Source organism: Streptomyces sp. NPDC052101 (assembly GCF_040680235.1).
Classification (GTDB): domain Bacteria; phylum Actinomycetota; class Actinomycetes; order Streptomycetales; family Streptomycetaceae; genus Streptomyces.
In genome coordinates this window covers 1-22,305 of the sequence record NZ_JBFAWH010000049.1, presented here as the reverse complement: position 1 = coordinate 22,305, position 22,305 = coordinate 1, and the positions used below count along the sequence as shown (strand labels likewise).

General features: G+C 71.9%; 16 protein-coding genes and 1 riboswitch. Of the genes, 14 read left to right on the top strand and 2 right to left on the bottom strand.

The genetic code is table 11. The features are described 5' to 3' along the window. Positions 1–120: 120 nt before the first annotated feature. From folP to AB0L75_RS40165, 3 genes are read left to right on the top strand one after another with little or no spacing between them, the layout of a single operon-like run. Complete coding sequence (gene folP, locus AB0L75_RS40175) at positions 121–987, top strand: dihydropteroate synthase (RefSeq protein ID WP_365191231.1); 867 nt, start codon at positions 121–123, stop codon at positions 985–987. 20 nt (positions 988–1,007) lie between these two features. After that, a complete protein-coding gene (gene pabB / locus AB0L75_RS40170; protein WP_365191230.1) occupies positions 1,008–3,128 on the top strand; it encodes an aminodeoxychorismate synthase component I in 2,121 nt (706 codons plus the stop codon). Between the two features lie 32 nt (positions 3,129–3,160). Continuing rightward, complete coding sequence (locus AB0L75_RS40165) at positions 3,161–4,180, top strand: lyase family protein (protein WP_365191229.1); 1,020 nt, start codon at positions 3,161–3,163, stop codon at positions 4,178–4,180. On the opposite strand, the gene AB0L75_RS40160 is transcribed toward AB0L75_RS40165, so the two are convergent. After that, positions 4,169–5,662 (bottom strand): PLP-dependent aminotransferase family protein, encoded by a 1,494-nt coding sequence (locus tag AB0L75_RS40160; RefSeq protein WP_365191228.1) that lies wholly within the window; start codon positions 5,660–5,662, stop codon positions 4,169–4,171. The genes AB0L75_RS40165 and AB0L75_RS40160 overlap by 12 nt on opposite strands. A 46-nt stretch (positions 5,663–5,708) precedes the next feature. Here AB0L75_RS40160 and AB0L75_RS40155 point away from each other — a divergent pair, with 46 nt between their 5' ends. The 9 genes from AB0L75_RS40155 (at position 5,709) to AB0L75_RS40115 (ending at position 17,440) form a co-directional block, all read left to right on the top strand. Then, complete coding sequence (locus tag AB0L75_RS40155; protein WP_365191227.1) at positions 5,709–6,926, top strand: MFS transporter; 1,218 nt, start codon at positions 5,709–5,711, stop codon at positions 6,924–6,926. Between the two features lie 457 nt (positions 6,927–7,383). Continuing rightward, complete coding sequence (locus AB0L75_RS40150; RefSeq protein ID WP_365191226.1) at positions 7,384–9,267, top strand: amino acid adenylation domain-containing protein; 1,884 nt, start codon at positions 7,384–7,386, stop codon at positions 9,265–9,267. 47 nt (positions 9,268–9,314) lie between these two features. Next, the gene (locus AB0L75_RS40145; protein ID WP_365191225.1) at positions 9,315–10,268 is read left to right on the top strand and encodes a chlorinating enzyme; all 954 of its coding nucleotides are present in this window, start codon (positions 9,315–9,317) and stop codon (positions 10,266–10,268) included. Further along, positions 10,268–11,458, top strand: a complete 1,191-nt coding sequence (locus AB0L75_RS40140; RefSeq protein WP_365191224.1) for an alpha/beta hydrolase — start codon at positions 10,268–10,270, stop codon at positions 11,456–11,458. Before AB0L75_RS40145 ends, AB0L75_RS40140 begins: the two co-directional genes overlap by 1 nt. Continuing rightward, the gene (locus AB0L75_RS40135; protein ID WP_365191223.1) at positions 11,455–12,855 is read left to right on the top strand and encodes an FkbM family methyltransferase; all 1,401 of its coding nucleotides are present in this window, start codon (positions 11,455–11,457) and stop codon (positions 12,853–12,855) included. The genes AB0L75_RS40140 and AB0L75_RS40135 overlap by 4 nt, the downstream gene beginning before the upstream one ends. Then, on the top strand, positions 12,852–14,102 hold the full coding sequence (locus tag AB0L75_RS40130; RefSeq protein WP_365191222.1) for a benzoate/H(+) symporter BenE family transporter: 1,251 nt from the start codon (positions 12,852–12,854) through the stop codon (positions 14,100–14,102). The genes AB0L75_RS40135 and AB0L75_RS40130 overlap by 4 nt, the downstream gene beginning before the upstream one ends. Positions 14,103–14,157: 55 nt before the next feature. Further along, the gene (locus tag AB0L75_RS40125; protein WP_365191221.1) at positions 14,158–14,949 is read left to right on the top strand and encodes an alpha/beta fold hydrolase; all 792 of its coding nucleotides are present in this window, start codon (positions 14,158–14,160) and stop codon (positions 14,947–14,949) included. Next, positions 14,946–16,136, top strand: coding sequence for an acyl-CoA dehydrogenase family protein (locus AB0L75_RS40120; RefSeq protein ID WP_365191220.1), 1,191 nt, complete (start codon positions 14,946–14,948; stop codon positions 16,134–16,136). The genes AB0L75_RS40125 and AB0L75_RS40120 overlap by 4 nt, the downstream gene beginning before the upstream one ends. Beyond that, positions 16,136–17,440 (top strand): cation:proton antiporter, encoded by a 1,305-nt coding sequence (locus AB0L75_RS40115; RefSeq protein ID WP_365191219.1) that lies wholly within the window; start codon positions 16,136–16,138, stop codon positions 17,438–17,440. The genes AB0L75_RS40120 and AB0L75_RS40115 overlap by 1 nt, the downstream gene beginning before the upstream one ends. 10 nt (positions 17,441–17,450) lie before the next feature. Here the strand turns inward: AB0L75_RS40115 and AB0L75_RS40110 are convergent, their stop codons facing one another. Continuing rightward, positions 17,451–19,148 carry a hypothetical protein gene (locus tag AB0L75_RS40110; protein WP_365191218.1) on the bottom strand — a complete coding sequence of 566 codons (1,698 nt, stop codon included), beginning with the start codon at positions 19,146–19,148 and terminating at the stop codon, positions 17,451–17,453. 171 nt (positions 19,149–19,319) lie between these two features. Then, positions 19,320–19,443: riboswitch (cobalamin riboswitch) on the top strand. 60 nt (positions 19,444–19,503) lie between these two features. On the opposite strand from AB0L75_RS40110, the gene AB0L75_RS40105 reads away from it, so the two are divergent. Then, positions 19,504–19,902 carry a (2Fe-2S) ferredoxin domain-containing protein gene (locus tag AB0L75_RS40105; RefSeq protein ID WP_365191217.1) on the top strand — a complete coding sequence of 133 codons (399 nt, stop codon included), beginning with the start codon at positions 19,504–19,506 and terminating at the stop codon, positions 19,900–19,902. Positions 19,903–20,092: 190 nt separating this feature from the next. Then, positions 20,093–22,305 (top strand): DNA polymerase III subunit alpha (gene dnaE / locus AB0L75_RS40100; RefSeq protein WP_365191216.1); only part of this gene is annotated, 2,213 nt, incomplete at its 3' end.

Sequence of the window (22,305 nt, the reverse complement as noted above, 5' to 3'; positions counted from 1 at the left end):
TCCCGCAACTCGGAAGATATTGCCGAGTGACCGCACCCATAGCCGAAGAACCTTTCGTCATGGGCTAGTTCTGCGCGTAATCTTGCTGTGCCGAACCGTTTGTGGAGGATGGAGAATCTCATGGCCCCTCTGGCCCCCGGTGAGCCCGTACCGGCGAGCGACCGCCCTGGACCGCTGCTCGTCGGCATCGTCAACATCACGGCGGACTCGTTCTCCGACGGCGGCCGCTACCTGGACGCCGAGGCGGCCGTCCGGCACGCGCTGCGGCTGCGGGCGCAGGGGGCCGACATCGTCGAGCTGGGTCCCGCCGCGAGCAATCCGGACTCCGCACGCGTACCGGCCGAGGAGGAGTGCGCCCGTCTGACGCCCGTGCTGGAGCGCCTGGCCGCCGAGCACATCCCGTCCTCGGTCGACTCCTTCCTCCCCGAGACACAGCGCTTCGCCCTCTCCCGCGGGGTCTCCTGTCTCAACGACATCCAGGGCTTCCCCCACCCGGAGATGTACGAGCAGCTGGCGGCGGCGCCCTGCCGGCTTGTCGTCATGCACTCGGTGCAGCGCCTGGGACCCGCCACCCGGGTGCCGACCGACCCTGCCGAAGTCTGGGACGGGATCCTGGAGTTCTTCACCGAGCGCCTGACCGCTCTGCAGGCCGCGGGGGTCACCCGGGACCGGCTCGTCGTCGATCCGGGGCTCGGCTACTTTCTCGGCAGCAACCCCGAGACGTCGTTCGCCGTCCTCAGCGGAGTCCGGCTGCTCAAGGAGCGGTTCGGGCTGCCCGTCATGATCTCGGCCTCGCGGAAGTCGTTCCTGCGGTCCGTGACCGGCCGTGAGATCGCCGACAGCGGGCCCGCGACCCTGGCCGCCGAGATCCGCGCGGCCCTCGACGGTGCCGACTACATCCGCACCCACGACGTCGGCGCGCTGCACGACGCCCTGACCGTCCTGACGGCGGTCACCGAGCAGGCCCGCCTGCTGCACGCGCGATGAGCACGAAGGACCAGGCAGCGGTGACACGCACGCTCCTCATCGACAACTACGACTCCTTCACCCACAACCTCCGTCAGCTGCTGACCGAGGTGAACGGACAGGAGCCGGCGGTCATCCGCAACGACGCCGACTGGTCGGTGCTCGACCTCCGGGACTTCGACAACGTCGTGATCTCTCCCGGCCCCGGCCGGCCCGACCGGCACCAGGACTTCGGCATCGGCGCCCAGGCGATCCTGGAGTGGGACCTGCCACTGCTCGGGGTGTGCCTGGGCCACCAGGGCATCTGCCATCTCCTGGGCGCGGAGGTACGGCATGCGCCGGAGCCGCGGCACGGCCGCCTCTCCCTGGTCCGCCACACGGGCCGGGACCTCTTCGCCGGTCTGCCCTCGCCCTTCGGCGCGGTGCGCTACCACTCGCTGGCCGTCACCTCGCTGCCCGCGGAGATCGAGCCGCTCGCCTGGTCCGAGGACGGCGTGCTGATGGCGGCCCGCCACCGCACCCGGCCGCTGTGGGGCGTGCAGTTCCACCCGGAGTCCGTCAGCACGCAGTACGGCCCCGAGCTGCTGGCCAACTTCCGTGAACTCACGCACGCATGGCACCGCCGCAGCGGCCGCGCCGCCGCCGACCCGGCGACGGACCACGGCCTGCCCTACCACCTGCACGTCCGCCGACTGCCGTGGGAGCCCGACCCGGAAGCCGCCTACACCGAACTCTTCGCCGCCGCCCCGCACAGCTTCTGGCTGGACAGCGGCGGCGGCGCCCGGCAGGGAGGACGCTTCTCCCTCATGGGCGACGGGGCCGGTCCGCTCGGCGAGTACGTCACCTACCGGGCCGCGGAGCAACTCGTCGAGGTGGAGCGCACGGGCCGGCCCACGCGGCGGATCCGGAACACCTTCTTCGACTACCTCGACAGCGAACTGCGCGCCCGCCACCTCGTGGACGACGGCACCGACCTTCCCTTCGGGTTCCGGCTCGGGTACGCCGGCTACCTCGGCTACGAACTCAAGGCCGACCTCGGCGCGCCCACCACGCACACCGCCGAGACCCCCGACGCGGCCCTGGTCTTCGCCGACCGGGCGCTGGTCGTCGACCACGCCGAGCACACCTGCCACCTGCTCAGACTCAGCCGTCACGAGACCGACGCGGAGGTCACCGCGTGGTTCGACACGGTCGGCGAACGGCTGCGCACCCTGCCGCGAACGCCCCGCCCGGACAACGGCACCGCACCACGCCCCCGGACCGGCCCGGAACCGGAACCCGAACCCCGGTCCGCCCCGCCGGTCGAGCTGCGGCACAGCAGGGACGCCTACCTCACCATGGTCGGCGCATGCCTGGAGGAGCTGCGCCACGGCGAGTCCTACGAGATCTGCCTGTCGAACACGGCGGTCGCCGAGACCGACATCGATCCGCTGCGCACCTACTCCAGCCTGCGCCGTGTCAGCCCGGTGCCCTACGGGGCGCTGCTCGACTTCCCGGGCGTGGCCGTGCTCAGCGCCTCTCCGGAGCAGTTCCTGACCGTCGGCACAGACGGATCCGTCACCTCCGCACCGATCAAGGGCACCCGTCCGCGCGGCGCAACCAAGATGGAGGACGCACGGCTGCGGGACTCCCTGGCGGGCAGCGAGAAGGACCGGGCCGAGAACCTGATGATCGTGGACCTCGTCCGCAACGACCTCAACGTCGTCTGCCGGCCCGGCTCGGTCCAGGTGCCGGTGCTGTGCGGGGTCCAGAGCTTTCCCCAGGTCCACCATCTCGTCTCCACCGTCCGCGGCACCCTGCGCGACGGGCTGTCGGCGGTCGACTGCGTACGGGCGGCCTTTCCCCCCGGATCCATGACCGGCGCGCCCAAGCTGCGCACCATGGAGATCATCGACCGACTCGAACAGGGCCCCCGTGGCGTGTACTCGGGGGCGCTCGGCTGGTTCTCGCTCGGCGGCGGCTGCGAACTCAGCGTCGTCAACCGCACCATCGTGGCCACGGCCGGGACCGTCAGCTACGGCGTGGGCGGTGCCGTCGTCGCCCTGTCCGACCCGGTCGAGGAGTTCGCCGAGACGATGGTGAAAGCGCGCGCGATGGCGGCGGCGCTCGCCATGAGCCGGCCGGAACTGCCCGACGTCCTCGCCCCCGTGTGCCGGAAGTAGGCGGTGCGGCGCGCAGCAAAGGAGCCCCTCGCATGAAGAGCCCAGCGGCCGACCGGGACACCGGTCTGCTCTCCCCCCTCCGGGCGGGAACACCAGTGGAGCGCGCGGTCAGCGACCAGGCCTGGCTGCAGGCCATGCTGGACGCCGAGGCCGCGCTGGCGCGCGCACAGGCCCGGCTGGGGACGGTGCCCGAGAAGGCCGCGGCGCTCATCACCGCCGCGGCCAGGGCGGAGAGCGTCAACGCCCGGGACATCGCCGTACGTGCCCGGGGGACCGCCGACCCCGTCGCCGAGCTGATCGGCGCGTTCACCCGGGTCGTCGCCAAGCTGGACGCCGATGCCGCGCCGTATGTGCATCGCGGCGCGACGAGCCAGGACATCCTCGACACCGCGGCGCTGCTGGTGTGCGGGCGCGCCCTGCGGCTGGTCCGGGGGGACCTGCAGCGCGTGCTGACAGCCCTGCCCGCGCGGGCCGTTCCCGGCCGCAGGGCGTGGGCGGTCGACGGCCAGCGCTCGGTCGCCGAGGCGGACGGGCGGCTCGCCGGGCTGCTGGACGACGGGCTGCCCGCCGTACTCCACGGCCCGGACCGCGCCCTGGCCACCGTCTTCGCCGAGGAGGCCGGCCTGGCCGCCGCCGGTCCGGCCGGGCCCACGGCACCCGCGCCGCTGGTCGAGGTCGGGCAGGCGCTGACCGGCACCGTCCAGGCCCTGGACGAGCTGGTCACCGGAGTCCGGACGGTGCCCGCCGGCACCTTCGGACACCCCGGACCCGGTGAACTGCCTTCTGCCGTGGCCGAGTTCCACGAGCGCACCCGGGGGCCCGCCGAGCTGGTCCGTGGCGCCGCGCTCCAGGTCCCCGCACTCTGCACCATCCTGGAACTGTGCCGGCCCGCGCGCCGGGAGCAGCCGCCGGCGGCCCGGCATGCGGTGTGGCAGCCGCTGAGGGAGATACTCAGGCTGACCGGCGGCGCCGCCCACACGGCCGCCCGGCTCACCGAGGACCTCGATACGGCACTGAGGGCCGCGTCGCGGATGAGGCTCTCACCCTTCTGACCCGGGTGACCCTGCCGGCTCTTGCGGCCCTTCTGCCGAGCCGGCCACGTCACGGCCGGTCAGCAGGTCACCGATCGCGGCGATGCCGGCGGTGACGGCGCGTTCCCCGACATTGCCGAAACCGAGGACGAGTTGGGCCGGAGCGGTCGCCCGCGAGGTGCGGCAGGCGCTCATGCCGTACAGGCCGACCGACCGGGCCCGGGCGGCGGCGACGAGCGCGGCCTCGTCGGCCTCCTCCCGCAGATGGGCCACGGCATGGAAGCCGGCGGCGAGGCCCGTCACGGCGACGCCCGGGGCGTGCTCCGCGACCGCGCGCAGCAGCGCGGTACGCCGTGCCGCGTAGGTCGTGCGCATCCGCCGCAGATGCCGGTCGAAACGGCCCGACTCGATCATCCTGGCGAGGGCGAGCTGGTCGAGGACGGGCGAGCCCCGGTCGCTGAGGTGCTTGACCGACACGAGTACCTCGGTGAGCGCCGGCGGACACAGCACCCAGCCGATGCGCAGCGCCGGAGCCAGGGACTTGCTGACGGTGCCGATGGAGACGACCCGGTCCGCCGCGAGCCCCTGCAGGGCACCGACCGGCTCGCGGTCGTAGCGGAACTCGGCGTCGTAGTCGTCCTCGATGACCACCGCGTCGTGCCCGGCCGCCCAGCCGATCAGGGCCCGCCGCCGCTCGGGACCGAGCACCACACCGGTCGGCCACTGGTGGGCCGGAGTGACGACGACCGCCCGAGCGCCGCTGGCGGCCAACGCCCGGACGTCGATGCCCTGTTCGTCCACGGGCACCGGGACCGCCGTCAGTCCCGCCGCCGCGGCGGCCGCCCGGACGGAGGCGGGCGAGCCGGGATCCTCGTAGGCGACGCACCGCACCCCGCTCAGCGCCAGGGCGTGCAGGGCCAGCGACAGGCCCTGGGCGTACCCCGAGCAGATGACGGTGTGCTCGGGGTCGGCCGCCGCCGCACGTACCCGGCGCGCGTAGCCGGCGACCACCTCGCGCAGCACCGCGCTGCCGCGGGGGTCGCCGTAGTCCAGCTGCGCCACCGGCATGCTCCGGGCGGCCTCCCGCACGGCCCACAGCCAGTCGGAGAGCGGAAACGCGCTCAGGTCCGGCACCCCCCAGCGGAAGTCGGCCAGCAGACGCGGCGGTGTCCCGGCCTGCGGGGCCGGCGCCGCGGGCGGCGGGCAGGCACCGGCGGCCACCCGGGTGCCGGAGCCCACGCGCGCCACCAGATAGCCCTCGGACCGCAGCTGGGCGTAGGCGTCCTGGACCAGCCCCCTGGACAGCCCCAGCGCGCCGGCGAGTTCACGGGAGGGCGGAAGCCGTTCGCCGACCCGCAGCCGGCCGGTGCGGATCGCCTCGCGCACCTGGCGTTCCAGCTGGGACCGCAGGGGTTCGGCGCTGTCGCGGTCGATGGCGACGAGCAGCTCCGACGACGCGTTGGCCCATGTGGGAGACGACGCATTGGCCCACTCAGGAGACATGGAATTGGAGCTTACCGGTGAGCTGATAGCTTCCTAGCGTTCCCCCATGACCACCACCAACCCGAGGAAGCCCTCGTCGCCGGCGGCGCGGCCCGAGCACCGGCCACCGCTGGTGACGCGTCCGCTGCTGCTCCGCTTCGTGAGCGTGATCGGCGCCTCGGCGAGCTTCTACCTGCTGCTGTCGGTCGTCCCCCTGTACGCGAAGGACTCGGGCGCCGGGGGCAACGGCGCCGGGGCGACCACGGGCGCCCTGATGCTGGCCACGGTCGCGGGCGAATTCGGGGCACCGCGGTTCATCGCCCGCTTCGGACACCGGCTGACCCTGGGGGCGGGGCTGTTGCTGCTCGGCGCACCGGCGCTGGCGCTGACGGCGTTCTCCGGCATCGGGTGGATCACGGTGGTCTGTCTGCTGCGCGGTGCGGGGTTCGCCCTGACGGTCGTCGCGGGCGGAGCGCTGACCGCGTCGCTGATCCCCGCCGAGCGGCGGGGGGAAGGGCTGGCCGTGGTCGGCATCGTCTCGGGCGTGCCCTCGCTGGTGGGGCTGCCCCTGGGTGTCTGGCTGGCGTCCGAGGTGGGGTACGCACCGGTGGGGGTGGCCGCCGGTGTGTGCGCGCTGGCCGCGATCCTGTCGATTCCGGGCCTGCCCGAGCGGGAGGTCATGGCCGGACCGCGGATCGGCATCCTCGACGGCGTCCGCAACCCGGCCCTCTTCCGGCCCGCGGCCCTGTTCGCGGTCACGGCGCTGGCCGCCGGGATCGTGGTGACCTTCCTGCCGCTCGCGGTTCCCTCGGCGTCCGCGGGGCTGGTGGCCGCGGCCCTGTTCGTGCAGCCCGCGGGGGCGGCCGTGGCCCGTTGGGTGGCCGGCCGCCAGGGCGACCGGACGGGATCGTCCCGGCTGGTCCTGCCGGGGCTCGCCCTGTCGGCCGCGGGCATGCTCGTCACGGCGTACACCCACAGCGCGGTCGCCGTCGTCGCGGGTGTGGCCGTGTTCGGCATCGGCTTCGGCGTCACCCAGAACGCCACGCTGGCCCTGATGTACGCGCGGGTGCCCGCCTCCGGATACGGCACCGTGAGCGCCCTGTGGAACATCGCCTACGACGCGGGCATGGGCGTCGGCGCCGTGGGCTTCGGCCTGCTCGTCCAACAGATCGGCTACCCCTGGGGTTTCGTCTGCACCGGTGCGCTGATCGTCCTCGCGCTGGGCCCCGCCTGGCGCGACCGCCCCACCGGTCCGGACCGGAACGCGCAGACGCCGGCGACCTGATGTCCGGCCTTTGAGAAACTCCTCGGAAAATCCCCGGAAATGGCCGAATCGCGCCGCGGGTACGGAAGATCGGATCTTCCGCCGCCCCGTTTGTTCAGCCATGTTGTGAATTCGCTGAGACGTCGATCATTCTGAAACGGGAGAATTCTCGCCATTGGCTTGATAGGTGCCCATGTCTTCTGTAAAGATGGCTGGAGTTCGCCCGGACCTCGCACAAGTCCCCGACTCTCAATGTGGCGTGTATTACGCCGTTGGGGAGTGTCCTTGAGGCATGATCAGGGAAGTTGAACCACCGTCGGCTGAATGTGCCTGCGTAGTATGCTGACTGGGCCATGAGGCGTAGGCGTATATCTGCGCGCCTTTTCCGAAGATCATCACCTGCGGGCCTCTGCCCGCACCCGGCACCCCGAAAGGCCCATGGCGCCGGATACCGTCCGTCGAACAGGATGGATTCAGAGTGGAATCAGGGGAACGCTCACTCACCGAGCTGTTCGAAAATGTCGTCACACGCTTCCCGGGCCGGGTCGCGGTGACGGCCGACGACCGGGAACTCACCTATCAGGAACTCGACGATCGGGCGGGAGCGGTCGCCCGGCGACTGCGGGAGGCAGGAGCGGAAACCGGTTCTCCGGTCGCCCTGCTGGTCCCGCGCACCAGTGGACTGGCCGTCGGTCTGCTCGGCATCCTCAAGTCCGGTGCCGCCTATGTCCCCATCGACCCCGGCTATCCCGAGGAGCGGATCGCCTGGACCCTCAAGGACAGCGGCGCCACCCATGTCGTCACCACCGCCGAACTCGCCCAGTCCTTGGGTGACTTGGGGGTCGATGTCGTCCTCCTCGACGAGTCGGCCGCCGAACCGGAGCCACCGGCCGGGTCGGCCCCGGGCGATCTCGCCTATGTGATCTACACATCCGGGTCCACCGGCGTACCCAAGGGCGTCGAGGTGGAACACCGCAACGTCGTCCGGCTCTTCGACGTCACCCGGGACTGGTTCGGGTTCGACGAGAACGACGTCTGGGCCCTGTTCCACTCCGTGGCCTTCGACTTCTCCGTGTGGGAGTTCTGGGGCGCGCTGCTGTTCGGCGGCCGGCTCGTCATCGTCCCCCGGACCGCCGCTCGTTCACCGGAGGCCTTCCACGAACTGCTCCGGGAACAGCGCGTCACCGTACTGAACCAGACGCCGTCCGCGTTCGCGCGACTGGCCGCCGTGGACGGGACGTCCGGGCATCCACTGACCGCCCTGCGGGTCGTGGTGTTCGGCGGGGAACGGCTGGAACCCGCCGCCCTGCGTGGCTGGTTCGACCGTCACGGCGGCGAACTGCCGCGCCTGGTCAACATGTACGGCATCACCGAGGCCACGGTGCACGCCTCCTACCGGCCGCTCACCGCCGACGACATCGCCGCACCAGGGGTCAGTCCGATCGGGGTGCCGTTGCCGGACCTCGGATTCCATGTGCTGGACGAGGACGGCCGGCCGGTGGCCGACGGCTCCCCGGGCGAGCTGTATCTGTCCGGGCCGGGGCTGGCCCGCGGATATCTGGGACGCCCCGAACTGAACAAGGAGCGTTTCGTCGACGTCCCCGGACCGGACGGCACGGCGCTGCGCTGCTACCGCACGGGCGACCGCGTGACGGCGCTCGCCGACGGCGGCTACGGCTATCTCGGCCGCGCCGACGACCAGATGAAGATCCGCGGCTACCGCGTCGAGCCCGGCGAGATCGAGGCCGTCCTCGTACAGCAGGCGGAGGTGTCGGCGGCCGTGGCGGTCGCCCACGCATACGGGGCGGGAGACGCACATGTCCACGGGGCAGGGGACGCACGCGACCACGGGGCGGGGGACACACACATCTACGGCGCGCGGGACACACGCATCGTCGCCTATGTCGCCTCCGGCACCCCGGCGGACGTCCTCGCACCCCGGCTCGGTGAGCGCGCCGCGGCCGTCCTGCCGCCGCACATGCGCCCCTCGGCGTATGTCGTCCTGCCCGAACTGCCGCTCACGCTCAACGGCAAGGTCGACAGGGCCCGGCTGCCCGAGCCGACCGCCGGGGTGGCACTCGCACCGGTCGCCGTCGAGCCCGACGAAGCCGGTGAACTCACCGGCACCGAGCGGCGGATCGCGCTGATCTGGCAGTCCGTGCTGGAGCTGCCGGAGGTCGGCCGGGACACCGACTTCTTCGACCTCGGCGGCACCTCGCTGTCGCTGCTGCGCATGTTCGGCCAAGTCAACGAGGAGTTCGGCATGGACCTGGACATCACGGTGCTGATCGAGGGTGCGACGGTCGAGGCCCTGGCCCGCCAGGTCGACTCGGTGCTGTCCGGCCCGGCACCGACTGCCTGAGGCACGGGCGCACCGGCCTGCCGTACCACTTCCACGACGGAGGACGCATGAGCGCACTGCCCGATTTCTCGCTGAGCCCCGAGGACCTCGCCGCCTTCCACCGCAACGGCTACGCGGGTCCGTTCACGCTGTACCAGCCGGACGAGATCAAGAAGACCTGGGGGCGTACCCGGCTGGAGCTGCTGGACCGCAGCGCGGCGGTCTACAGCGACGACGCGGCCGTCTCCGCAGCGACGAACATCTCCAACTACGACCGCCACCTCGACCACGGCTTCCTGGCACAGCACATCACACGCCCCGAGATCGCGCACCGGGTCGCCTCGGTGCTGGGCCCCGATGTGCTGTGCTGGCGCACCGAGTTCTTCCCCAAGTACCCGGGGGACGAGGGAACCGACTGGCATCAGGCGGACACGTTCGCCAACGCCTCCGGCACCCCGCAGATCCAGTGGCCGGGCGGTTCGGACTTCGGTGGGACGATCACCGTGTGGTGCGCGTTCACCGAGGCGAGCGCGGAGATGGGATGCCTGCAGTTCATCCCGGGCACCCATCGCACGATGCACTACGACGAGACGAAGCGCATGCACTACGCGCCGGAGCAGAACACGAGCGTGGAGAAGGACGGCGTGCGGCGGGGGTTCTTCGGTTACGACTACCGTGAGCTGCAGATCGACCCGGACTGGAAGCCGGACGAGTCGGAGGCCGTCTCGATGGAGATGAGGGCGGGCCAGTTCATCATGTTCTGGTCCACCCTGATGCACGCCTCGCATCCGCACGAGGGCCGTACCAGGGACATGCGGATGGGCTTCGCCGCCCGCTATGTGCCCACGGCCGTGCAGATCTACCCCGGCACGGACGCGATCGAGGAGTACGGCGGCCAGGTCGGCCTGGACCGCTACGGCGCGGTACTGGTCAGCGGCGCCGACCGGTACGGCCACAACCGGATCGCCACCCGCACCACCCGCGACCACCCCTTTGTGACGCAGTCGCCGGCGGGGGCCTGATGCCCACGCCGTCCGCAGCGGGCGGCGCCCCCGGCGACGGCTCGCCGGCCGCGCTCGCCCACGCCCTGCTGGACACGGCGTCGATCACCCGCGCCGTACCCGGGCGGATACGGGTGGCGCCCGCCGAACCGCTCGCCGCCGGGGCCCTGCCGGTGGCCCAGGACGTGCTCGACCAGGTCACCGTCGCCCTCGGCCTGCCCGGGGTCGAGGTGGTGGGCGAGCCGGACGGGCTGACCGCGGTGGAACTCGCGGTCAGCAGGCGGCTGGCGCTGCGCGCGCCCGGCGCCATGGCCGACGGCGAGCCGCAGCGGGCGGCGCGGGCGGCCCTCGCCGCCTTTCCGGGGCCGGCCGTGACGGTGTCCGCGCGGGACGGCACGCCGCTCCGTTGCTGGGCGGCGGGCCCCGAGGACGCCCCGGCCGTCGCCGTCGTCAGCGCCTGCGGCATGCCCGTGGGGCTGGTGGCGCGATGGCTGGGCGCCCTGGCCCCGGAGTACCGGGTCGTGACCTGGGAGAGCCGTGGCCTGTTCGCCGCCGACGACGGCGCGGGCCTCGGCGACCTGGCCGGACACACGCTCGACGCCCAGAGCGAGGACGTACTGGCCGTCCTCGACGGGTTCGGCATCGCCGCGGCCCACGCGCTCGGCCTGTGCGGGGGAGCGGTCGTCGCCCTGGCGGCGGCCGCCCGCTCGGACCGGATCACCTCCCTGAGCCTGTGGCACGGCGACTACGAACTCGGCGGCGAGGCACCCAAGACGGCCCACCAGCGGGACGTGGAGTCCCTGCTCGCCATGGTCTCCCGCGGCCCCGCACAGGCGGCGGCCATGCACCGGCTGATGAGCCGGCCCAGCACACTGGACGCCCTGCGCCCGGACATCGCCCACTACCTCATCCACCCCTACGCGACTCCCGAACTGCTCCACCGCTATGGGCTGTTGAACGGGGCGATCATGTCGGCCGACTGCCGTCGGCTGCTCGACGCCCCGCAGCCGGCGCTGGTCGTCACCAGCGACCGGGACACCACGGCCCACCCCGCCGGCTCCAAGCTCGTCGCCGCCCGGCTGCCCCGGGCCGAGCTGCGTACGATGCCCGACGGCGACCATCTGACCGCCTTCGACGGAGGTGGTGAACTGGTCGCCCTCGCCAGGGAGTTCCTGCACACCGTGACCGTCCCGGACCGGAAGGGCACATGAACGAGATCGCCGACAGCGCCCGGCGCAAGCAACTGGCCGATGTGCTCAGGGAACACCCCGCCGTGGCCGACGCCGTCGTCACCGAGGGCCCCGACGGGACCGGGCACGCCCGGATCGTGCCCGACCCCGTCGGAGCCGGTGTGCTGCACCGCTCCGCCGCCCTGGCGGCCGCCGGCCGGCTCGGTGCCGCCCTCGGCTGGCACGAACCCGCGGCAGAGATGCGGGTGGCCGGACTCAACCGCAGCGAGACGGAGTTCCTCCACCGCGAGATCTTCACCGACAACGCCTACTTCCGGCACGGCATCACCCTGCCCGCCGGCGCCGTCGTGGTGGACGTCGGGGCGAACATCGGCATGTTCACCCTCTGCGTGGCCCGGCGCAGCCCGGGTGCCCGGATCATCGCCGTCGAGCCGGTAGCCGAACTGGCCGACGCGCTCGCCCTCAACGCCGAGCTGCACGAGGTGGACGCCACCGTACTGCGCACCGCGCTGGGCCGCACCCGCGGCGAGACCGAGTTCACCTTCTACCCCAACAACAGTGTGATGTCCGGCCGGTTCGCCGACACGACCGAGGACCTGGAGGTGCTCAAGGGCTACCTGCTCACCGGGGAGAACGCCCAGCGGGGCGAACACCTGGACCGCCTCGCGGCCGACCGGATGACCGCGCGGACCCGCCATGTGCCCGTGACCACGCTCACCGCCGTCGTCCACGAGCACGGCCTCGCCCGCATCGACCTGCTGAAGATCGATGTGGAGAAGGCCGAGGCCGAGGTCCTGGACGGCATCGACGACGACCTGTGGCCGCGCATCGACCGGATCGTGATGGAGGTCCACGACGTCGACGGACGCCTCACGACCGTCCTCGCCGAACTGCGGGGCCGCGGCTTCGACGTCGCCCGCGAACAGGACGCGCGCCTCGCCCTGACGCCCTGTCACAACGTCTACGCCCGGCGGCCCGCGGCCGGCACCGCGCCCGCACCCCTCACCGCTCCCGCCGGCGGCCCCACCCTGCGCCGTCTGGAGGAGGAACTGCGCGACCTCGTCGCCCGGCGCCTGCCCTCGGCGACGGCGCCCGGCCGCTACACCCTGGCCGCCGATCTCGGCCACACCGACGACCACGGGCCCGGCAAGGAACGGAACGTCTCGGACTCACCGCGGACCGCCGTCCTCGCCCGGATCTGGTCGGAGCTGTTCGGCCCTCAGGCGGTACGGCTGGACGCGGACTTCTTCGACCTCGGCGGCGACTCCCTGACCGCCGTACGCCTGATGGCGACCCTGGAGAACGAACTCGGTGAGGACGCCCTCACCCCCGATCTGATCTTCACCGACAGCACCTTCGGCGCGCTGGCCGCCGCCGTGGAGGCGAGTGGGGATCCCGAAAGGACAGCGCGTACATGAGCGCGACGCACCACCTGCTGCGACGGGCGGCGCCCCCGTCCGCCGTCGCGGCGGGACTGATCGCCGTCGTGGTGGGCATCACCAGCTCGGCGGCGATCGTCTTCACGGCGGCCCGCGCCGCCGGGGCCACCCAGGCCCAACTCACCTCCTGGATGCTGGCGTTGGGTGTCGGCATGGGAGTGACCTGCGTGGGCCTCTCGCTGCGGTACCGGGCGCCGGTGGTGACGGCATGGTCGACACCGGGTGCGGCGCTGATGGCGAGCAGCCTGCACGGAGCGACCATGGCGCAGGGCGTCGGCGCCTTCCTGCTCTCCGCGGCACTCATCACCCTGTGCGGGGTCACGGGATGGTTCGAGCGGGGCATGGACCGCATCCCCGTGCCCCTGGCGGCGGGGCTGCTCGCCGGAGTCCTCCTGGAGTTCGGGACCCGCCTGTTCAGCAGCATGCACGGCGACTTCGGGGTGGTCTTCCCGATGTTCGCCGCCTACCTGCTCTCCCGCCGCTGGCTGCCCCGCTACGCCGTCCTCGCGGCGCTGGCCACGGGAGCCGTCGCCGCGGCGGCGCAGGGTTCGCTCCACCTGGGCGGCGTGCGCTTCCACATCGCCTCGCCCGTCCTCACCGCCCCGGACTTCTCCTGGCGGGTACTGATCAGCGTGGGCCTGCCGCTGTTCGTGGTCACGATGGCCTCGCAGAACCTGCCGGGTGTGGCGGTACTGCGCAACGACGGCTACGACGTCCCGGTCTCGCCGCTGATCAGCTGGACCGGCGGAGTCAACCTGCTGCTCGCGCCCCTCGGCTGCTTCGGCCTCAACCTCGCCGCCATCACCGCCGCCATCTGCACCGGCCGCGAGGCCCACGAGAATCCCCGCCGGCGCTACACGGCAGCGGTCTGGGCCGGCATCTTCTACCTCTGCGTCGGAACCTTCGGCGGAGCCGTGGGCTCCCTGCTCACCGCCCTGCCCCCGGCGCTGGTCGCGGGCATCGCCGGGCTGGGCCTCCTCGGCACCATCGGCGGCTCGCTCAGCAGTGCGCTCTCCGACGAGCGATGGCGCGAGGCGGCCGTGGTCACCTTCCTCACCACCGCCTCCGGCGTGACGCTGCTCGGCATCGGCTCCGCCTTCTGGGGCCTGCTCGCGGGCCTGTGCACCGCCTTCGTGACACACACCCGCGCCCGCCCCGCTCCGCCCACCCCAACCGCCCCGACCCACGCGGCCCCGCGACAGCCACCGGACAGGAGCCGAATATGAAACGGAGGGCACCGATCCGTTCCGGGTCCCAGGCGTCGTCCGACAGGAGCCGGACATGAACGGCGCGGCAGGGACCCGCACCGCGGAGTCGGGACGCTGGTTCCACCGGCCCTCGCCCCGGCCAAAAGCCCGGCTGAGGCTGGTCTGCGCCCCCTACGCCGGCGCCGGAGCGGGCGTGTACCGGCCGTGGGCCGAGCGGCTCCCCGCCGACATCGAACTGGTCGCCGTACGGCTGCCGGGGCGGGAGAACCGGCTGCGGGAGCAGGTCCCGCCCGACTGGCCGTCGCTGGCCCGGGATTTCGGCGCCGCGCTCGAGGACCACATCGCCTCCCCCTACCTGCTGTTCGGGCACAGCATGGGCGCGATGCTGGCCTACGAGACCGTCGTACGGCCCCTCGCCCGGCCGCCCGAGCGGGTCCTGCTCTCCGGCTGCCGGGCCCCGCACGTACCGCGTGCGCTGCCCGCCATCCACGACCTGCCGCCGGAGGGCTTTCGCGCGGAACTCGGCAGACTGGCCGGCACACCCCCCGACGTCCTCGCCGACCCCCGCCTGATGGCCATGCTCGACCCGATGCTCCGCGCGGACATCCGGCTCGCCGAGACCTGGGCCCGCCCCGCACCGGACCCGCTGCCGGTGCCCGTCACCGTGTTCTGGGGCGAGGACGACGATGTCGCCCCGCCCGACGCGGTGGCCGCCTGGCGGACCCTCGCGCCGCACGGTTTCCGCGCCCACCGCATCGACGGCGGCCACTTCTTCCTGCACGAACGTGCCCGGGACCTGCTCGGGCTGCTCGACGACGAGATCACGCTGTGCCTGGCGGAGCGACGAAGGAGCGACGGATCGTGAGGTCTCCCTATTTCGACGACGGCCACGCCGCCTTCCGCGAGGAGGTGCGCGCGTTCCTGGCCGCCGAGGTGATGCCGTACGCCGCCCGCTGGGAGGACCAGGACACCGTCCCCGCCCCCGTCTGGAAACTCCTCGGCGAACGCGGTTACCTGGGACTGCTGTACCCGCGTGCCGTCGGCGGCGGCGAACGCGACCTGTTCACCTCGGTCGTCTTCCTGGAGGAACTCGGCCGTACCGGATTCGGCGGGCTGCGGGCGGCCGTCTCCGTCCATGCCTACATGGCCACGCACTACCTCTCCTGGGTCGGCGGGCCCGACCTGTGCCGGGAGTACCTCGCGCCGGCCGTACGGGGCGAGCGGGTGGCCGCCCTGGCGATCACCGAACCGGGAGCCGGAGCCGACCTGTCGGGCCTCGCCACCACGGCCGTCCGGGACGGCGACCATTTCCTCGTCGACGGCACCAAGTCGATGGTCAGCAACGCCATGACCGCCGACTTCCTCGTCACAGCGGTGCGCACGGCCGACGGCGCGGCCGGGCCCCGGGGCGCGACCGGGCTGTCCCTGCTCGTGGTCGACACAGCCCTGCCCGGCGTCACCCGCACCCCGCAGCGCACCCTCGGCTGGCGTGCGGCCGGCACGGCCACCGTCACCCTCGACGCGGTGCGGGTCCCCGCCGACCGGCTCATCGGCCGGCTCGACAACGGCTTCTACTACCTCATGCGCGGACTGCAGCTGGAACGCCTGGTCGCCGCCACCCTGGCCCTCGGCGGCATGGACCGCTCCCTGGACGAGCTGCACGCGTTCCTGCGCGCCCGCGAAGTCGCCGGCGAGGCACTCGCGCACAAGCAGGCGATTCAGCACCGCGTCGCCGACCTGGCGACCGAACTGGCAGCCGCACGGCAGCTGGTGCACCACACCGCGTGGCTGTACGAGCAGGGCGAACTGCCCGCGGTGGAGTGCTCCATGGCCAAACTGCACACCACCGAGCTGGCCTGCCGGCTCGCCGACACCGCTCTGCAACTGCAGGGTGCGCACGGCTACCTGGAGACCTCCTACGCGGCGCGCGCCCACCGCGACGCCCGCGCCGCCACCATCGCCGCGGGACCCAGCGAGGTGATGCGCGACCTCATCGGCCGGGCGGTGCTGAACCGTCCCGCCGCCCCGGACACCGCTGCGAGGATCATCTGATGGGCAATCAGACAGCGTATTTCTTCCTGGCGTTGGCCCTGGTCCTGGGCGTGGCACGGCTGTGCGCGGCGGGCGCCCGCCGGCTGGGGCAGCCGGCGGTGGTCGGCGAGATCGTCGCCGGTGTCCTGCTCGGCTCCACCGTGCTGTCGCAGACCTGGAGCTGGCGGCACGCCGTCCCGTACGACGAGGTCCAGCCGCTGCTCGGGGCGCTGGCGAACGTCGGCCTGGCTCTGTTCATGTTCGTCATCGGCTACGAGATGGACCCCGCCTTCCTGCGCGGCAGCGGCCGTACGGCCCTGTGCGTGGCGACCGGGTCGGTGCTGCTGCCCCTGGTCGGCGGCTGCCTCGCCGCGCTGCCGTTCGCGGCCGGCCACGCGCCCTCGGGCGCGCCGGGATTCGTGCTGTTCATCGGTGTGGCCCTGTCCGTCACCGCCTTCCCGGTCCTGGCGCGGATCCTCGCCGACCAACGCCTCAACCAGACCTCCGTCGGCAGGATCGCCATGGCCGCCGCCGGCGTGAACGACCTGGTCGCCTGGGCCTGTCTCGCCGTCGTGGCCGCGCTCTTCACCACCACCCAGTCCTGGCACATGGCGTTCGTGCCCGTCTATCTGGCGCTGCTGATCCTGGTGGTCCGCCCGCTGGCCGCCCGGCTGCTGCGCCGGCGCGCGAAGGGGGCGGCGGATCCGGCGGCGGCCGTGGTCGTGGTGTGCGCCGGGCTCATGGCCTCGTGCGCGGCCACCGAATGGCTCGGCATCCACTTCGTCTTCGGGGCGTTCGCCTTCGGCGCGGTCATGCCCCGGGAGAACGCGGGGGAGCGGCTGCGGGTCTCCGTGATGGACGGACTGGAGAAGTCGGCCACACCGATCCTGCTCCCCCTCTACTTCGTGGTCGCGGGCACCAAGGTCGATCTGACCACGTTCCGTGCGGCCCACCTGGGCGGGCTCGCGGTGATGCTGGTGGCCGCCGTCGTGACGAAGATGGCCGGTGCCGGTCTCGGGGCCGCCGCGGCCGGACTGCCCCGGCGGACGGCGGGGACCCTCGCGGTGCTGATGAACACCCGTGGCCTCACCGAGATCGTCATCCTCACCGTCGGCCTCCAACTGCACTTCATCGACCAGGCGTTCTACTCGATCCTGGTGGTGATGGCGGTGCTGACCACCGTCATGACCGGGCCGCTGCTGCACGCCGGCCGGGCCACGGCATGGGACGGTGCGCCCGCGGAGCGCGGGACGGGCCGTGTTCCCGGGCCCGCGGCAGACACCCGGGAGACGGCCCGGCCCGCGCATCAGGAGAAGCGCTCCTGACGGCCGGCTCTCAGGGGACCCGCACGGAGTCGTCCCACACGCTGGTGCGCAGCAGCCCCGCGCGGTGCAGCCGCCGCTCCAGTTCCAGCACCTCCCGCGCCGCCTGCCGCGGACACGGAGCCGCGACCCCGATCAGACCCCAGCGCCCGGCCACCGAGGTGATCGCCCGCGCCCACCCCTCGGGCCCGGGACGCCCGACGCTGTCCTCCAGCCGCTTCAGATCCGTCTCCACCGACGGCCGTACCACCTTCGTCGCCGCGTACACCCCCTGCCGCCTGCCGAGCACGTCCCGGGCCTCGGCGAGGAACGCCCGGACGTACTCGGCGCCGTTCGAGGAGAGGTTCAGATCCTGCATGGCCACCACCGGCCGCCGGCCGAAACGGCCACCCGGACGGGCGATGGCGAAGTCCACGCCGCCCTTGACGAACCCCAGGTCGCGCCCCGCGCCCCGGAACGCGCCGTGCAGCGCCGCCATGCCCTCCTGTACGGCGCGGAACTGGGCGGCCGTGATGTCGAACCGGGCGCAGGTCTCGTCGTCCACGTAGACGCTGCCCTCCCAGACGCTGCCCCGGGTGATCTGCACCGTTCCGCCCTCGGCGGGCTCTCCGGCCACGACGTGGGCCGAGGGCGCCAGGATGAACTCGTAGCCGGGGACGCGGTGGCGCAGGTAGTGGGCGTGCGCCTCCAGGACGTAGTCCTCCTCGGTCGCCATCGCCTGGCGGGCCAGCGCGTCGAGCGCCGCGTCGTCGGCGAGCGGTACCGCGATGCGGATCCTGCTGCCGGTGAGCGCCTCGGCGGGCTTGAAGCAGCCCAGCTCCAGCCCGTACCGCTCGCGCAGCAGCCGGGCGGCCGTGTGCACCCGGCGGCGCAGCAGCGCCTCGTCGGCTCCCGTCCGGGACACCGAGTAGCCCGGCAGCCGGGGCAGCAGCACCCCGAACTCCCGGTGGAACGCGGTCGCTTCGGCCTCCGCGGCGAGGGTGGCCTCCGGGACGTCGTCCGCCCGCGGCGCGGGGACGCCCAGCGCGTCCTCGACCGTCGGGTACAGCGTCGTCTTGCGGTTCCACCGCTCGGCGATCTCCGGCCCGTTGGCGTCCACCCGCAGCTGCTCCAGGCCCGCCGCGCGCTTCAGCCACAGCAGCAGCACTCGCGCCTCGGCGTCGATCGCGAACAGCCGCACCACCGTGTGCGGTGCCGTGCTCAGCTGCCGTACCAGACGCTCCAGCGGTGCGGCCGGCCGGCCCGGGAGCGCGTCGGCTGCCATCGCCAGCAGGGCGTGCGTCAGGTAGTAGTAGCGCAGTTCGGGGACCTCCACGGGAACCGCCTCGGACCCCGCCACCGCCTGCCGCCACGGCTCGCCCCGGCCCACGACCAGGTCGCCCGGTGCGGCCAGATACACCGCCCGTGCCTCGTTGTACGCCGAGAAGTCGTCCGGCGAGCGGCCGAGTGCCAACTGGGCCACATCGGCCTCGAAGCAGCCCTTCAGCGTGGACGCGGTGCCCAGCACGATGGCCGGCACCCGGCCGCACGGCGCTCCGAAGGGCAGCAGCTCCTTGTCGGCCGCCTTCTTCGCGCCGGCCAGATCCGTCCCGAGCAGACGCCGCGAGATCTGCTCCAGTTCCTCGATGGAGAGCAGATCGGGCCCGGTGCAGAAGCCCTCCCACGCCAGGGTCCTGCCACGGTGTACGACGGTCTGTTCCTGGTTCTGCATCCACGGCTCCCGGATCCGGTGCGGAAAGCGACAGGTCGATCACATTCTGTATGCTCCGAGGGCGTGGCCATCCACGTCGGCTGTCATGCGCTCGAGGCCGGCACGAGGGCCGGGTGACGGCCCGGCGGCGGTGATGGAATGATGATCGGCGACATAAGGCGACGGCGGTCCGAGGAAGCCGGTGTGAATCCGGCGCGGTCCCGCCACTGTGACCGGTGAGCGAGTTCCGGCAGGCCACCGCCCCCCTCCGGGGCGGCAAGGCGGGACGAGCGACGACCCGGGAGCCAGGAGACTCACGCGGTCGCCTCCTCGACGGACACCGGGGCGGATCTCCCCGGGAGGAGAGTGACGCGGCGTGCCCAAGAGGCCGAAGGTAAACGGGGTTGTGGCAGGAGACGATGCGGCGCCGTGCCGGGTCGTCGTGTGCCGGGACTGCTGCTGCGGCAGTCCCAAGGTGACCGGGGTGGATCACGCGGCGCAGACCGCGCGACTGCGGGCGGCGGTGCCCGTGCGCATCTCCGCCTGCCTCGACGTGTGCGACCAGGCCAACGTCATCGTCGTACAGCCCTCCGCCGCGGGCCGGGCCGCCGGTGCGCGCCCGGTCTGGCTCGGGCTCGTCAACGACGCGGACGCGACCGAGGACATCATCACCTGGGTCCGCGCCGGCGGCCCGGGCATGGCTCCTGCGCCCGACATCCTCGACCTGTACACCTTCACCCCGCCGCGCCGCCGACTCGGCGAACGCCTGGGGTAGTGCGGGGTCGAAGCACGCCGAGGAGCCGGCCTGGGGCGATCGTTGCTTTCGAGACCGGAAGCCGCCAGCAGCTCTTCGAGCCGGTTCGGCCGTACGGCGCGGCCAAGTCCCGCGTTTCGCTGGGAACTTATGGCTAGTCTCTCCGGTCTACTGTTCCTCGTCGGCCACCTCTCTCCCCGGAGTCCAAGCTGTGCCGAAATCGCCGTTCACGCACCTGCACGTCCACACCCAGTACTCGATGCTGGACGGTGCCGCGCGGCTCAAGGACATGTTCAATGCCTGCAATGAGATGGGCATGACGCATATCGCCATGTCCGACCACGGCAACCTCCATGGGGCGTACGACTTCTTCCACTCGGCGAAGAAAGCGGGGATCACCCCGATCATCGGGATCGAGGCGTATGTCGCTCCCGAGTCGCGGCGGAACAAGCGCAAGGTCCTGTGGGGCCAGCCGCACCAGAAGAAGGACGACGTCTCGGCAAGCGGCTCGTACACCCATTTGACGATGTGGGCCACGAACAAGACGGGTCTGCACAATGTCTTCCGCCTCTCCTCGGACGCCTACGCCGAGGGCTGGCTGACGAAGTGGCCCCGGATGGACAAGGAGTCCATCGCCCAGTGGTCCGAGGGCATCGTCGCCTCCACCGGCTGCCCTTCCGGCGAGGTGCAGACCCGGCTGCGCCTCGGCCAGTTCGACGAGGCCCTGAAGGCGGCCGCCGACTACCAGGACATCTTCGGCAAGGACCGCTTCTTCCTGGAGCTGATGGAGCACGACCTCGACATCGAGCGCCGGGTCCGTGCGGACCTGCTGGAGGTCGGCAGGAAGCTCGGCATCCCGCCGCTCGTGACCAACGACTCGCATTACACGTACGCGCACGAGGCCGGCGCCCACGACGCCCTGCTGTGCATCCAGACCGGCAAGAACCTCTCCGACCCGAACCGCTTCAAGCTGGACGGAGGCGGTTACTACCTGAAGTCCACCGAGGAGATGTACGCCTTGGAGTCTTCGGACTACTGGCAGGAGGGCTGTGACAACACCCGGTCGATCGCCGAGATGGTGGACATCGACGGCATGTTCGAGAAGCGCGACCTCATGCCGAAGTTTGACATCCCGGAGGGATTCACCGAGGTCACCTGGTTCAAGGAGGAGGTGCGCCGTGGCATGGAGCGCCGCTTCCCGGGCGGCATCCCCGAGGACCGCCAGAAGCAGGCCGAGTACGAGATGGACACGATCATCTCGATGGGCTTCCCCGGCTACTTCCTGGTGGTCGCCGACTTCATCATGTGGGCGAAGAACAACGGCATCGCGGTCGGCCCGGGCCGAGGCTCCGCCGCCGGTTCGATCGTCGCGTACGCCATGGGGATCACCGACCTGGACCCGATCCCGCACGGTCTGATCTTCGAGCGGTTCCTCAACCCCGAGCGCATCTCGATGCCCGACGTCGACATCGACTTCGACGAGCGCCGGCGCGTCGAGGTGATCCGGTATGTGACGGAGAAGTACGGCGCGGACAAGGTCGCCATGATCGGCACGTACGGCACGATCAAGGCGAAGAACGCGATCAAGGACTCCGCGCGTGTGCTGGGCTACCCGTACGCGATGGGCGACCGCATCACCAAGGCCATGCCCGCCGACGTCCTCGGCAAGGGCATCCCGCTCTCCGGTATCACCGACTCCAGCCACCCGCGCTACTCGGAGGCGGGCGAGGTCCGGGGGATGTACGAGAACGAGCCGGACGTGAAGAAGGTCATCGACACCGCGCGTGGTGTGGAGGGCCTGGTGCGGCAGATGGGCGTGCATGCCGCCGGCGTCATCATGTCCAGCGAGACCATCACCGAGCACGTTCCGGTGTGGGTGCGGCACACCGACGGCGTGACGATCACGCAGTGGGACTACCCCAGCTGTGAGTCGCTGGGCCTGCTGAAGATGGACTTCCTGGGCCTGCGCAACCTCACGATCATGGACGACGCGGTCAAGATGGTGAAAGCCAACAAGGACCTGGACATCGACCTGCTGTCCCTGCCGCTGGACGACCCGACGACCTTCGAACTCCTCCAGCGCGGCGACACCCTCGGCGTCTTCCAGTTCGACGGTGGTCCGATGCGTTCGCTGCTGCGGCTGATGAAGCCCGACAACTTCGAGGACATCTCCGCCGTCTCGGCCCTGTACCGGCCGGGCCCGATGGGCATGAACTCCCACACCAACTACGCGCTGCGCAAGAACGGCCAGCAGGAGATCACGCCGATCCACAAGGAGCTGGAAGAGCCTCTGAAGGAGGTCCTGGACGTCACCTACGGCCTGATCGTCTACCAGGAGCAGGTGCAGAAGGCCGCCCAGATCATCGCCGGGTACTCGCTCGGCGAGGCCGACATCCTGCGCCGCGTGATGGGCAAGAAGAAGCC